The sequence below is a fragment of the Citrobacter sp. CK185 genome (genome assembly GCF_030333565.1).
In the GTDB taxonomy this organism is placed as follows: Bacteria; Pseudomonadota; Gammaproteobacteria; order Enterobacterales; family Enterobacteriaceae; genus Citrobacter_B; species Citrobacter_B koseri.
Genome location: NZ_JAOWFR010000026.1, coordinates 39,381 through 51,756 on the forward strand (window position 1 = coordinate 39,381; position 12,376 = coordinate 51,756).

General features: G+C 48.4%; 12 protein-coding genes and 2 riboswitches. Of the genes, 5 read left to right on the forward strand and 7 right to left on the reverse strand.

The genetic code is table 11. The annotated features are described in order from the left end of the window. Window positions 1-75 precede the first annotated feature (75 nt). Complete coding sequence (locus tag OGV79_RS15005) at window positions 76-402, reverse strand: GFA family protein (RefSeq protein WP_024130336.1); 327 nt, start codon at window positions 400-402, stop codon at window positions 76-78. A gap of 323 nt (window positions 403-725) precedes the next feature. Between OGV79_RS15005 and OGV79_RS15010 the strand changes: the two genes are divergently transcribed. Beyond that, window positions 726-1,247: a GNAT family N-acetyltransferase gene (locus OGV79_RS15010; RefSeq protein ID WP_286468655.1), complete on the forward strand. Its 522-nt coding sequence runs from the start codon at window positions 726-728 to the stop codon at window positions 1,245-1,247. A 35-nt stretch (window positions 1,248-1,282) separates the two neighbouring features. On the opposite strand, the gene OGV79_RS15015 is transcribed toward OGV79_RS15010, so the two are convergent. Next, window positions 1,283-1,996 (reverse strand): GNAT family N-acetyltransferase, encoded by a 714-nt coding sequence (locus tag OGV79_RS15015; protein ID WP_012132412.1) that lies wholly within the window; start codon window positions 1,994-1,996, stop codon window positions 1,283-1,285. A 243-nt stretch (window positions 1,997-2,239) separates the two neighbouring features. Between OGV79_RS15015 and OGV79_RS15020 the strand changes: the two genes are divergently transcribed. Further along, window positions 2,240-2,752, forward strand: coding sequence for a GNAT family N-acetyltransferase (locus OGV79_RS15020; RefSeq protein WP_286468656.1), 513 nt, complete (start codon window positions 2,240-2,242; stop codon window positions 2,750-2,752). Between the two features lie 366 nt (window positions 2,753-3,118). On the opposite strand, the gene OGV79_RS15025 is transcribed toward OGV79_RS15020, so the two are convergent. Next, a complete protein-coding gene (locus OGV79_RS15025; protein ID WP_286468657.1) occupies window positions 3,119-3,898 on the reverse strand; it encodes an HAD-IIB family hydrolase in 780 nt (259 codons plus the stop codon). Window positions 3,899-4,100: 202 nt separating this feature from the next. After that, window positions 4,101-4,175, forward strand: a riboswitch (Fluoride riboswitch). Between the two features lie 236 nt (window positions 4,176-4,411). Here OGV79_RS15025 and OGV79_RS15030 point away from each other — a divergent pair. Together OGV79_RS15030 and eno are read left to right on the forward strand one after the other, a co-directional pair. Further along, complete coding sequence (locus OGV79_RS15030) at window positions 4,412-4,840, forward strand: universal stress protein (protein WP_012132409.1); 429 nt, start codon at window positions 4,412-4,414, stop codon at window positions 4,838-4,840. Between the two features lie 15 nt (window positions 4,841-4,855). Beyond that, window positions 4,856-6,142, forward strand: coding sequence for a phosphopyruvate hydratase (eno, locus tag OGV79_RS15035; protein ID WP_012132408.1), 1,287 nt, complete (start codon window positions 4,856-4,858; stop codon window positions 6,140-6,142). On the opposite strand, the gene OGV79_RS15040 is transcribed toward eno, so the two are convergent. Beyond that, entirely contained in the window at window positions 6,139-7,674 is a 1,536-nt protein-coding gene (locus OGV79_RS15040; RefSeq protein WP_286468658.1) for a MutS-related protein, read from the reverse strand. The genes eno and OGV79_RS15040 overlap by 4 nt on opposite strands. Further along, window positions 7,671-9,230, reverse strand: a complete 1,560-nt coding sequence (locus OGV79_RS15045) for a MutS-related protein (RefSeq protein ID WP_286468659.1) — start codon at window positions 9,228-9,230, stop codon at window positions 7,671-7,673. Before OGV79_RS15045 ends, OGV79_RS15040 begins: the two co-directional genes overlap by 4 nt. Window positions 9,231-9,280: 50 nt before the next feature. Next, a riboswitch (Fluoride riboswitch) is annotated at window positions 9,281-9,343 on the reverse strand. A 75-nt stretch (window positions 9,344-9,418) separates the two neighbouring features. Here OGV79_RS15045 and OGV79_RS15050 point away from each other — a divergent pair. After that, window positions 9,419-10,741 (forward strand): glycoside hydrolase family 10-like protein, encoded by a 1,323-nt coding sequence (locus OGV79_RS15050; protein WP_049011696.1) that lies wholly within the window; start codon window positions 9,419-9,421, stop codon window positions 10,739-10,741. Window positions 10,742-10,781: 40 nt separating this feature from the next. Here the strand turns inward: OGV79_RS15050 and OGV79_RS15055 are convergent, their stop codons facing one another. Both OGV79_RS15055 and OGV79_RS15060 read right to left on the reverse strand, forming a co-directional pair. Beyond that, complete coding sequence (locus tag OGV79_RS15055; RefSeq protein WP_248622952.1) at window positions 10,782-12,050, reverse strand: type II toxin-antitoxin system HipA family toxin; 1,269 nt, start codon at window positions 12,048-12,050, stop codon at window positions 10,782-10,784. Next, entirely contained in the window at window positions 12,043-12,357 is a 315-nt protein-coding gene (locus tag OGV79_RS15060; protein WP_047463672.1) for a helix-turn-helix domain-containing protein, read from the reverse strand. The genes OGV79_RS15055 and OGV79_RS15060 overlap by 8 nt, the downstream gene beginning before the upstream one ends. Window positions 12,358-12,376: the final 19 nt, after the last annotated feature.

Genomic DNA, 12,376 nt, shown 5'->3' on the forward strand with positions numbered 1-12,376 from the left:
AACTTCCGTGCGTTTACCCGTCAGGCAGAAAAGGGAGGGCTGGCGAAACAGGCAGACAGGGTGAGGGCGATGCGCTCAATGCGCATGAAGATCTTCATCCTGAGGCTCGTCAAATACGCCAGTTAACAACGCAACGGTGGGCGCATCATCAATTGCGCCTACTGAACTTCCGCAGTGAGAACAAAATGCCCGACTGGAAATATCCGAAGAACGCCAGACCGCAGGCTTGTCTCCTTGTCCTGTCCACGTCACATCCTGAGCGTCGAACTCAACCCAACTGACCGAATATGCACCTGTATGTTTTTGGCAAATCGAGCAGGAACAGGTATGTGGATTTTTCGGCGCTACCGCCGAAAAACGGATAAAACCGCACAGACAGCCGCCAGTATAGACTTTGCTCATCGTCATTTCCGTTAAACATTCATTTCCCGACACTATCAGATGATCCCACACTCAACCAGTGATGAATGGCAGAAAGGAGAACAGACGCAGGATCATAATGACAAAGCGGGATCTGTGTTGCAACGGAGGCTAAACAGATATCTCAATGGCGGGAAAACCGTGTCTATCTGTCTATTGGAATTTGCCAGCGACAGCGCATTTGTTGCGTTCTTCCGTCAATACACGGGATTAACGCCAACGCGTTATCCACAGAAAGTTTTGGACGGAATGAGTGGATAACTCAGTTACAATAGAAGCAACGTAAGCATAATGAGTGGAAAATAATGTCTGCTATCGTCACGGAAAGATTCATTTTGCGCCCTCAAGTCATCACAGATTATGATGTATGGTATCCGATGTATTCAGACCCTAAAATATTTCATCTGGTTAATGCCCCAGGCTTTACGCCGGAAGAGGCGTGGAACCGCCTGTTGAGAAACATCGGGCATTGGTCTATTTTTGGTTACGGTATATTTTCTATTTTTCAAAAGTCTGACGGTACGTTTTTAGGCGAAACAGGGCTGGCTAATTTTCATCGTGGTATTGATGAATACTTTGAGAACTGTGTCGAGGCATCATGGGTTATTTCACGTTCAGCTCAGGGGGCTGGCGTGGCAAAGGAAGCCGCCGTCGCTGCGCATCAGTGGTTTGTCCATTCGTTTTCACCTTCGAAGACAATTTGTCTTATCGCAAAGAATAACATTCCGTCCATTCGTGTTGCTGAGCATGTGGGCTACCGTATTTATGATGAATGCTTATACAAAGGCGCTGAGTGTTTAAAACTTGAATGCTTATGGGATAAATAAAAGCATGGGCCGTCGTCACGGCCCCGTATTCCTGATTACACTTCAGGCTCCGCCAGATAGTGCCGTAAAGGGTGGATCTGATGTCCACGTTCGTCGAGATTTTCCGTTCTTAGCCAGACAGATATCGCACTGGATATCTTCGGCCACTCGGCGCTAATAATTGAATATGTTGCGATATCCACGCTCCTTGATTTTATGATTTGCTTATCACGTAAGATGCCTTCTTTCCGAAACCCAATTCTTTCAGCAGCATTCATTCCAGCATGATTAAGCGTGTCTGTTTGCCACTCACAACGACGATATTTAAGGACATCAAAAACATACATCAGTAAAAGATAAATTGCTTCCGTGCTTAAAAAGGTGCGTTTTATCGCTGGCGTGAGATGTACATATCCGATTTCCGCAACGCCATTATTCTTGTCTATATTAAAAAGGGCGAGGGTGCCTCGGGCTTTCGCAGATTTATTTTCTATTATGGCATAATATGAAATTCCACCCTGACTGATGATGCGTTTGATATAGTCAAAGGTTGCTTGCCTTGTTTCGGGGCGTTCATCAGGAAGATAAGTCCAGTCCCGTGGGTCCTCTATGCTATGCCAGCCCTGATAAAGATCATCACAGTGGTAAGTCGCAAGGGGTTGTAAGTGACAGTAACGGCCTGACAACTGGCGCGTGTCAGGTAAAATAAAATCAAGGTTACCCTCAAGATGTCTGCCTACATATTGACCGAAGATATTAAGCTCTTTCATACTCTTCTCCTTAAAATAATAACGACAAGGATTTAAACGAGTAATATCGGTATGTTTATGTGAGTAAGCGACAGGTTCCTTAGTATGTTAACAACAACTGATGGATGTACCCGATGAAAACATTATATATTAACCATAGCATATTTTAATCTTGCTACAGCGCTTCTGAGCGCTTTGTGATAAATATCATATTCAGCATTATATTGTGCGTTAACTTAAATTTAAGCCGTTTCAGGAGAGTGTATGAACTTGACCATACGTTATGCTGTACCTGCCGATACCCCGATATTGCAAACGCTGGGGAAGTCAAGTTATTACCATCATTTCAAAGAGTTATGGGATTGTCCTGTAGAGCTTCGACAATTTATTGACAGTGAGTACGCGCCGGACCAACTTGAAAATAGTTTAAATGATCCGTCAGTCACCTGGCTCATTGCGGAAAGCGATAAGCCAGTAGGTTTTGCAAAGATAAGCTGGGACCGTCCAGTTAGCGGTGGTAATCACTCAGGAGCGCTCTTAAACAAACTGTATTTTGCACCCGGAGAAACCGGGAAAGGATATGGCCGAATTCTTTTCGAAAAAGCTATCGAGATAGCAAGGCATAAGGAGCAGCATTTTTTCTGGTTGCAGGTTCTTAAGGGTAACGACAGCGGGCGTCGGTTTTATGAATCCTTGGGGATGCAGCATCTTGCGGATGAGGAACTCACAACTCCTAAGCAAAAAAGCGTGTTACATGTATTCGGAAAATGTATTTAGACATCGCGGGAAGTGCCGGCGCTGTGAAACAGAGCCCCAGACTCAACGGAGTCGTGCTGGAGAAAGTGCTTTCAGAGACTATAGTATAGTGGCCAGCACAAGGATGACTACAAAACCACAGATTCTCCCTTTATCCTCTTTAGTGCGCATAATGTATATTATGTTAAATTGAATTTATGACGCCCAATACAGGCTTACTCCCTTGACTCATAACGCATCCCTCGCCTTTCTCTGCACGCCTTCCATCGTGCCCTGTGTGAATTCTGCAAACTGTTGGCGGTTATCCCTGCGTCAGATTTCACGTAGCGCACGCATTAAAAACCCGGCCACTGTGACCGGATAAGCCGACGGGACCTGCGTTTTTCACTATCTGGCGGCAATTACCGCATCTGCAATTTCCACAAAACCAGCACCTCCCGGGCCACGGGTAATCCACTGCGGAGGTTTCGGGATTTGATCAAGGTAATCTGATACCGTGCTCACTCCAACCGTATGTTCAAAGAATGAAAACATCGGCGCATCATTCGTCGAGTCGCCGCTATACAATACGGCAGAACGTTCGGCATCAATGTCGAGATCGTAAAAATCCCTGAGCACTCGTCGGGCCATAGATAACTTGTCATATTCTCCAGACCAGCCAAGAATCCAGAGATTGTTTACGGTGGTTGTAGCGCCTGCTTGCGTCAATGCGTTAAGTATTAATGAACACTGATGGGCTTCTGACGGTTTAGCAAAGGCAATGGACGTCATCCTGAAAGGTTGATCGTCGGCAAAATGAGCGGCAGGAATTTCCCTTTTTATCTGTTCCCCAATTTGCGTCAGGCGCTCAGCGACGTCAGGATATTTTTCTGTGCCGTGCCAGAAGAAACGCTCAATGCCATGACCGTCATTTCGCCTTCTGAAAAACACACCGCCATTTTCACCAATGACGCCATCAACTGGCCACATCCGTGCCATCTGGTCGCACCAGCCTGCGGGCGCGGCTGTGACCGGTATCACTTTTACTCCTGCATTCTGCAACCGTTCCAGCGCCATATAGGTTTCAGCCGCAAGGCGCCCCTTGTAAGTCAGCGTTTCATCCATGTCTGTGAGAACAAAACGCACATGTTTAAATGTTGACGAATCTGCGGAACAGATCTCTTTCATAAGCACACTCGAAGACTTGTAGATACAATAACTGTCTATAATTAAACGACTTATGGAATTGTTAAAGTCAAAATCGTACTAAGTTATAATTTTTATTGCGTTATTTCCGCCGCAGATTTCGTTGACTACCCTCTCCTTCTTCGCGATCCATGCGTAACAGACTTACTTCTCATTGATTTCCGCCTGAACCTGCTATACGCTTAGTTCACAAGGTGATGGTGTTCCACCTTTCCCAACCGCCGGTTCGCTCGAATCGGATGATGACGCCTGATATACAACTGTTGCTGTTTTTCTTAGGCATGTATGTCGGGTATCGCTATGAATAGTAAAACAACCACTTCATTACTTCCTGAATCTCATCTTTTTGAAAAGAAAGATGTTATCCATGCCTTTGACTATCACAACATCAGCAACAACGTAGCGCTCACCGGCTCTTGTTATGTCCATCGGCCCGTCTGCAACACATTGTTCATTTGCGATGCTGAACGTTTCTCATTACTTGAGAGGTGGCGTATGCATATGTACAAACACGCATTATTACTGGTCCAGAATGAAATCGATGGTGTGCTGTTGCTGCACCATGCTGAACGTCTGGCAAAAGAAATGGGGACTCAGATCACCCTCGGGCATATCAGTTCTGATTACCGGGAGCTGGATTACACGAGTGATGCTTTAACCCGGGATCGGCAATCACATGAAGTGATCGAGGCCAAAGCGATGCTCAGTCGCCTGGCGGAATCCAGCAGTATTCATGTGCAAGTGAAATCAATTATCAGCATTCAACGTTTCAAAGATGTTGAAGCGGTTATCCAACATGAGGATATCGACCTGGTCATGCTGGGTCATAAGAATCGCCTGTTTGGGGTTTTTTCCTCGTTCTCTTTTGAGTTCATCAATCATCTCTCGGTTGATGTGCTGATTAAACATATATCCACTCCATAAAATAAGGTCATTTCTATGAGCTATGAAATTGAACGTGTGATCGCAAGAGAAATTCTGGACTCCCGAGGTAATCCGACCGTTGAAGTCGAAGTCTCCGCCATCGGCGGCGGTGTTGCGCGCGCGTCAGTCCCTTCCGGTGCCAGTACCGGTTCGCGCGAAGCCATTGAGCGCCGTGATGGAGATAAATCGCGTTTTGGCGGCAAAGGTGTATTGGGCGCGGTTCAGAGTATCAATACTGAAATCGATAATGCGCTGCGGGGATATGATGTCCGCCGCCAGAAAGATATCGATAACCGCCTGATAACTCTTGATGGTACGGAAAATAAAAGTCGTCTCGGGGCTAATGCTATTCTCGGGGTATCGCTTGCCGTGGCGCGTCTGGCCGCGCAGCTATCAAACATTCCGCTGTATCGTTACCTCGGCGGCGTTGGCGCTAACCTCCTCCCGGTTCCTTGTATGAATATCATCAATGGCGGCGTTCACGCTCGCTGGCAAGGCGCCGATTTTCAGGAGTTCATGATTGCTCCCTGGGGCGCAAGCTCTGTTCGGGAAGCCATTCGCTGGGGTAGCGAGGTGTATCAGAATTTACGTCAGGTCTTACTGGAGAAAGGTTTGTCTACTGGTGTGGGCGATGAAGGTGGATTCGCGCCAGCCGTCTCGTCAAACCGGCAACCGCTGGAATTGATTGTCGAAGCGATCGAAAAAGCCGGTTATAAACCCGGCGAGGATATTGTTATTTGCATGGACCCCGCATCCAGCGAATTTTATTCAGACGGAAAATACACCCTGCGCAGCGAAAATGCGCAATTCAGTGCGGAAGAGATGACGCGCTATTATGAGCGGCTGGTCAACGAATTCCCCATTGTTCTGATCGAAGATGGCCTGGCCGAAGATGACTGGGCTGGCTGGCGAATTCTGAGTGATACGCTTGGCAATAAGATTGAACTGGTGGGTGACGATCTTTTTGTAACTAACGTAAAATATATCCAGCGAGGAATTGATGAAAATCTGGCGAATGCCGCGCTGATCAAATTGAACCAGATTGGTACGTTAAGCGAGACAATCGAAGCGGTTCAATTGTGTCATGATCATCACTGGGGCAGCTTTATCTCACACCGTAGCGGAGAAACAATAGACAGTTTCATTGCTGATATGACGGTAGGCTTACGCGCCGGACACCTCAAAACGGGAGCGCCAAGCCGTGGAGAACGCATCGAGAAATACAATCAGCTAATGCGTATTGAAGATGAACTTGGCGATGCCGCCGTTTTCGCCGGTAAATCTGCCTTCAGAAAAGGTTAACGCTCTGAAACCTCTCCCGTATTCCGGTATACGGGGGAGGCATCAAAAACATCCCGGTACAGATCTTCGCCATAACTGATATCCAGAGGCACGCCTTCTGCTATTTTGTATGTCCTTTCTCCATCGTCGCGTCGTTCGGCGCACAAGTATACCGTGTCCTGGCGATCCTCCTGATAAAACGAACATGCAAATTCCGCAGTATGCGTGACAAAAAAGAGCTTCACGTTGCTTTCTGCCAGTGCGGTTACCACGCCTCTGATGATTTCGGCCCCTTCCTGACTGTTTGTCGCAGAGAACGATTCGTTAAACAGCACCAGGTCATCACGTTGTAGAGCATCAACAATATCACTCATTCGTCGGAGCTCTTCATCCAGCTTTCCGCTGACCATATGGCTGTCTTCTTCACATTTGTAATGCGTGAATATCTGCCGACAAAGATCCGCGCTATAACATTCAGCAGAAACGAACATCCCCGTCTGCATCATTATCTGCGCCAGCCCGATACTGCGTAAAAACGTGGATTTCCCTCCCTGGTTTGCGCCAGTGATGATAAAAGTATTTTTATTATCCGTTCTTAATGTGTTGCTAACGATTTCCCGATCCGATGTCAGTGCAAGGCAGGGATCAAAGAGTGCCTCAAACACATGATGGCGTTCTCTTTGATATATCGGGACAGGAAAGCACAGTGGAATATTGCGTTTGTTTAAGGCCTGCGCAAGATTAAGGCATGAAATATAAAATCCTAATTCAGTGCGCAGTGACTTTAGAAAATTAAGCAAATGCGCGGTGGATTGCGCCATTGCGTTGGCGATCAATACGAGCCCTTCGTCCTTTAAGTCGCTTAATGCCCTGAAGCCATTTTCATCACGCGCGGCTAGCTGTACGGTGTAATGCGCTGGCCTTTTTGTCCAAAGACGCCGAAACCATCCTTTTTGCGGGGGATTGGGCCGCCTGAGTACATAGTCTTTGCCCTGATTACCCTGCCCTAATCGCGCGCTGATTAATACGCCTTTTTTGAAAGCCATCTGCTTTAGATGTCTTTCAATAGTGCTCATATAATCATCGTTTAACTCCTGAACAAGCATCGAGAAAAGACGAACCATCCCCGGAGATTCAACGTGATGGATATTTTCTTGTGCGATAATTTTTATTTTCTGTAAATAGGTCATCAGGAATTGGGTAAACGAAAGAGACTGATGCAGCACAGCGGAAGGATAATGACCAAAAACGCCGTAGTGAAGTTTCTCCTTTTCCATTTGCAGACATTCAACCACCACGTTATAGAATGTTCTGATAACGTCCTCGTTATACAGACAATCCCGCAGAATAGCCTGCCTGTACTCAATGTCAGGAATGCCCGATAGCAGCACAGAACATGCCTTCCTGACGACGGAATAAAGAAAATCATCTCCATCAGACAACGCATGAAACAACACCGCCAGCTCCAGATCTTTCATGGCAAATTTGATGTTCTCTGGGATATTATCGTCAACGATAAAATCGTTATCTTTATACATCAGATACGCGTTCATCCGTTTAACCTCGTTTTTATCTGCTCATATGTCAGCCCATGCTTTATCACCAGCGTCGTTGACCATGCGATACCATCGGCCGGTTTCCTGGTGATTTTATAGGTTCTTAATGCCGCATTATTATGCTCAACCGTACTCATTAAGCTGACGATGGACGGGTCTAATGCCGTAAGCTCGTCGATAAACGTTACGCAGACACAAAGCGCATCGAGCATGACTATTTTCTTGATTACCCGCGTTCCCAGATAAATGGCGTCCCGCGATGTGGTTGACGTAAAAATCTCATTCATGATAATCAAACTGTGTGATGTGGCAGCATCAAGGATCGCTTTTATTCTCACCAGGTCGTCATACAGTTTTCCCCGGAGGTTATAAATATTTTCGCTTTTCTCAAAATGCGTAAAAATAGTGTCTGTCAGAAAGAGCTTTGCCTGCCTGGCAGGGACATAAATGCCCAGCAAGGCAAGAAAATGCAGTTGCCCTATCATGCGGGCAAAGGTGGTTTTCCCGCCCTGGTTGGGGCCCGATATGACGAAAATACGTTCATGCTCCTGGAAGCTGAAATCATTGCAGACAACCTTCTCCTTTTTCTCAAGGATGACCTCTGCAAGCGCGAGATCGAAAGCCGCAACAGCCGAAATAGCCTTTTCATCTCGTTGTACCTCCGGGATACAAAATGGCAGCCCTTTCTGCCGAAATTTTTCAATGTATTCCACAACAGCCAGATAAAACTGCACTTCACGTTCAAAAAGATCCAGCGTGTTATCTCTGTAGCGCCTGTTGGCATCTATAAACACATCAAGTTGATGAAACTCGGCGGGAAATAGTCTGGCAACACAATCCAGAACTTGTGCTTCAATATGGTTCATCCCGAAGCTGTGATGTCTACTTTCCACCTCGACATTCACATCATGCTGCTTAAATTTTGAGAACACATCGAGGATCTCATCGCTATAGTTTTTCTCCTGGTGATACCGTTCAACAATAATGGTGTCGCCTTTAATTTTCAGGCCGTACTGAACCGCCTCCAGACTTTTTCTTATCATAGTGGCGGTTGAATATAACCCGGTAAAATTTTCACTCTCGATATACTGACGAAGATAATGCCTGAAATTAATCATACCATCGGAAGACAAAGACAGCGGCGCTATACGCTCATACAGCGCCGTAACGGCCTGGCAATACAACAAAATGCACTCAAGCTCCCAGCGCCGCTGTTGATAGAAGTAAAACCGGTTTGTTTTTTCTTCTGAAATCTCCCTGATATTCTTCATCTCTGCGGAATATGCCATTAGCGCCTTATAGAGCGCGTGTATTGTCACATCCTGAATAATTTCCTGTCGATAGAGGATATCCTCCAGACATTCGAGCGGTGAATAAAAGAAAGCACTGATGCCGTACTCTTCCCGCCCCTGAACAATGCGATCGACGATTTTATCAATATTCAGATCGACAAAATATGCAGGAGCACGATCGCCCGAAGGGGGTGTATGACGACGACCAGAGGCATACAAAACGGTAATAAATTGCAGCGATGTTGTTGAGGTACGGCGCATAATGACTCCTACACAATACACGTTGACTTGTCCACGCGGGGCAACGTCCAGAATGTGCAGGCATCATCAGCCAGAGGGCGGTTATGAGGAGGAATGCCATCTCCTGTAAAAAACGTAGCAATGAACTCTGTAATTAGCCAGATCTCGTGTAAGATTTTTTGGATTAACCAAACGGAAAATTGGCAAATATGATCATCAGCTCTCGTCACGCTCGTCTTGTCAGCAAAGTAAAAAAACGGGCTACGCTTGTCGCCACCGCGTTTTTACTTGCCAGTTGCGCCTCAAAACCTCCCGTTTCTCTGGTTACGCCCCCTTCTTCCGCGACGCCAGCCCCATCCCAGAAAAATCAGCAGCCGGTTCGTGGTATCTGGCTGGCAACCGTTTCGCGTCTTGACTGGCCTCCGGTCAGTTCCGTGAATACGAGTAATGCGGCGGTTCGGGTGCGTCAACAACAGAACGCGTTGATCGAAAAGCTGGATAAGCTAAAAAGTCTGGGAATCAATACCGTGTTTTTCCAGGTCAAGCCGGATGGAACGGCGCTCTGGCCGTCAAAAATTTTACCGTGGTCAGATATGCTGACCGGAAAGATTGGTGAAGATCCGGGCTACGATCCGCTACAGTTTATGCTTGATGAAGCGCATAAGCGGGGAATGAAAGTACACGCCTGGTTTAACCCCTACCGCGTATCGGTAAACACCAAACCGGCAACGGTGGCGCAGTTAAACGCGACGGTGACGTCAAATCCGGCGAGCGTGTTTGTGCTGCATCGCGACTGGGTGCGCATCTCTGGAGACCGTTTTGTTCTTGATCCCGGCATTCCTGACGTCCGGGACTGGATCACCAGTATCGTGGCGGAAGTGGTCACACGTTATCCCATCGATGGCGTACAGTTTGATGACTATTTCTATACCGAAACGCCTGGCTCCACGCTTAACGACAATTCCACCTTTGCCCGATATGGTCAGGCGTTTGCCTCAAAAGCGGACTGGCGGCGACACAATACGCAACTGCTGATTGAGCAGGTGTCCCGCACGGTCAAAAACCTGAAACCGGATGTTGAATTTGGCGTCAGCCCCGCTGGCGTATGGCGTAACCGCTCGCATGATCCGGCAGGTTCGGATACGAGGGGCGCGGCGGCGTATGATGAATCCTATGCCGATACTCGCCGCTGGGTGCAACTGGGATTACTGGATTACATTGCGCCGCAGCTCTACTGGCCCTTTGCGCGTGACGCGGCCCGTTATGATGTGCTGGCGAAATGGTGGGCGGATGTGGTGAAACCCACGAATACCCATCTCTATATTGGCGTGGCGTTGTATAAAGTCGGCGAACCGTCAAAGAATGAGCCGGACTGGATGATTAATGGCGGCGTCCCGGAGCTTAAGAAGCAACTGGATCTGAATGAATCCGTCTCACAAATCAAAGGCACAATCCTGTTCAGAGAAAGCTATCTTGATCGGCCGCAAACCCAGCAAGCGGTGAACTATCTGAAAAGCCGGTGGGGAAGCTAACCTCCCCACACCCTCTTGTTCCGTGAGACTGACTCAGCCGTCATCCCTTCAGGCGGCTGATATTCCCATCAATTTGCTTTTGGATATAGTTCAGCGTGTCGCCCGTGATTTGCCCCGGGTAGAGGTCGGTAGCAATTGCGCTGAACGTCGCCGCAACGTCGCAAATAGTCGCGATGATCTCCGCGACTCTGGGGGCTGGCAATTCGGCTTCCTGTTCACCCAGCGCCTGAAGATGCTTTCTTTCAATATCCAGTGCTTCACCCATCACATCCATCTGATGATAGCCGCCAGGCCCATCGCAATAGGTCACATCATAGGCGGGCGCCAGGGTCCATTGTCCATCTGCGGACATCAGATAAGCGAAGTTCTTAGGATGATCGTCCCGGTTGTTGAACACGACATTAAAGACCACTCGTTCGAAGGCAAGCGCTTTTTCCCGAATATCGTTGGTGCATATTTGCGTCGCACGTAAAAAACTTCGGTAGTCGAGCGAACCCGGCGTCTGGTAATTCGCGCCAGTGAAGGCGGCCAGACTTTGCATGGGCACGCGCATCCCTTGTTCACGATCAAAACGGCGGGTGGCGAATGCCGCTTGCCCTTCCGGCAAGGCGAAATACGTAACGTCAGGCGTCTGGATGCCGCATTTGCGCAGACACGCTGAATAGACGGCTTCAATGGCGCAGACCTCGGCATGTTCCTGTCTGGCCGGGAATTTGACCAGCCAGCTTTCCGCGCCTGCTAACGGCGAGGTGGTGAATTTTGACGTGACAGTGTCACGGTAGAGTAATGCTTTTGGCCGTGCCCCCTGTGGTGAACCGCCCATTTGCAATAATTTTTGCAGGAACTCCCCGCCTTCTCCGCTCAGAACCTCCTGCACCTCTGCGGCCAGCTGCACCAGCGGGATCTCTTCTTGCGAGGTAAGTTCGGCCTCAGCCTGTACCGGCTGGAATGTCATTGCCCCCATTGCGTTGCCGCCCACCCAGGTGAGCCGCTCCAGGGGGCCAATTCGGGCGGCATTGAGTCCCCTGCGTTTGAATAAGCGATCCATCAGCAGCATTCCCCAGCCATCAGGCAGAGCGTCGTAAACCGGCCCCGGAAGATGTAATTGATGAGCCGGAAAGTCCCTGCGTAATCGCGGCCCCTCAAGCGGTAATGTTAAGCGGGACAGCTCAAAACCTTTGCGAACGGCCTCGTCACTGTATTCAAAGGCGATGACTGGCCGACCGGTCAATGCCGTTGAGGAGACCAGCTTGCCCCAGAGCCATCGTTCCCCCCATCCTTCATAGAAGACGTCTATCTGCTCAGGCATCGCTATTTTTCCTCTTCACCCGCTGACGCGTCGCGCTCTTCTCATAACGTAAGATATCATCCAGGCTATCAATTTTGGGCTTGAACAGCGCTTTCAACGCGTCGCCATAACCTAATACCACCGCCACTCTGACCAGATTCTCGAAGCCCACATTTTTGCCTGCTTCAAGGTTTGAAACCGTATTGACGCCAACTCCCGCCCGGGCGGCCACGTCAGCCTGAGTCATCTGTTTTGCCAGGCGTTCTTTGCGTAACCGGTCGCACAGCAGCGTAACAATCTCGGCTGGAGAACTAAGGGTTAAATCCATCATAGTGTCCCTTATCGCA

Excerpts from the sequence above, each read along its gene's own strand:
- OGV79_RS15060 (WP_047463672.1), bottom strand. The coding sequence starts at position 12,357 with ATGGATTTAACCCTTAGTTCTCCAGCCGAGATTGTTACGCTGCTGTGC.
- OGV79_RS15045 (WP_286468659.1), bottom strand. The coding sequence starts at position 9,230 with ATGCGCCGTACCTCAACAACATCGCTGCAATTTATTACCGTTTTGTAT.
- OGV79_RS15050 (WP_049011696.1), top strand. The coding sequence starts at position 9,419 with ATGATCATCAGCTCTCGTCACGCTCGTCTTGTCAGCAAAGTAAAAAAA.
- OGV79_RS15005 (WP_024130336.1), bottom strand. The coding sequence starts at position 402 with ATGAGCAAAGTCTATACTGGCGGCTGTCTGTGCGGTTTTATCCGTTTT.
- OGV79_RS15025 (WP_286468657.1), bottom strand. The coding sequence starts at position 3,898 with ATGAAAGAGATCTGTTCCGCAGATTCGTCAACATTTAAACATGTGCGT.
- eno (WP_012132408.1), top strand. The coding sequence starts at position 4,856 with ATGAGCTATGAAATTGAACGTGTGATCGCAAGAGAAATTCTGGACTCC.
- OGV79_RS15015 (WP_012132412.1), bottom strand. The coding sequence starts at position 1,996 with ATGAAAGAGCTTAATATCTTCGGTCAATATGTAGGCAGACATCTTGAG.
- OGV79_RS15010 (WP_286468655.1), top strand. The coding sequence starts at position 726 with ATGTCTGCTATCGTCACGGAAAGATTCATTTTGCGCCCTCAAGTCATC.
- OGV79_RS15030 (WP_012132409.1), top strand. The coding sequence starts at position 4,412 with ATGCATATGTACAAACACGCATTATTACTGGTCCAGAATGAAATCGAT.
- OGV79_RS15055 (WP_248622952.1), bottom strand. The coding sequence starts at position 12,050 with ATGCCTGAGCAGATAGACGTCTTCTATGAAGGATGGGGGGAACGATGG.
- OGV79_RS15020 (WP_286468656.1), top strand. The coding sequence starts at position 2,240 with ATGAACTTGACCATACGTTATGCTGTACCTGCCGATACCCCGATATTG.
- OGV79_RS15040 (WP_286468658.1), bottom strand. The coding sequence starts at position 7,674 with ATGAACGCGTATCTGATGTATAAAGATAACGATTTTATCGTTGACGAT.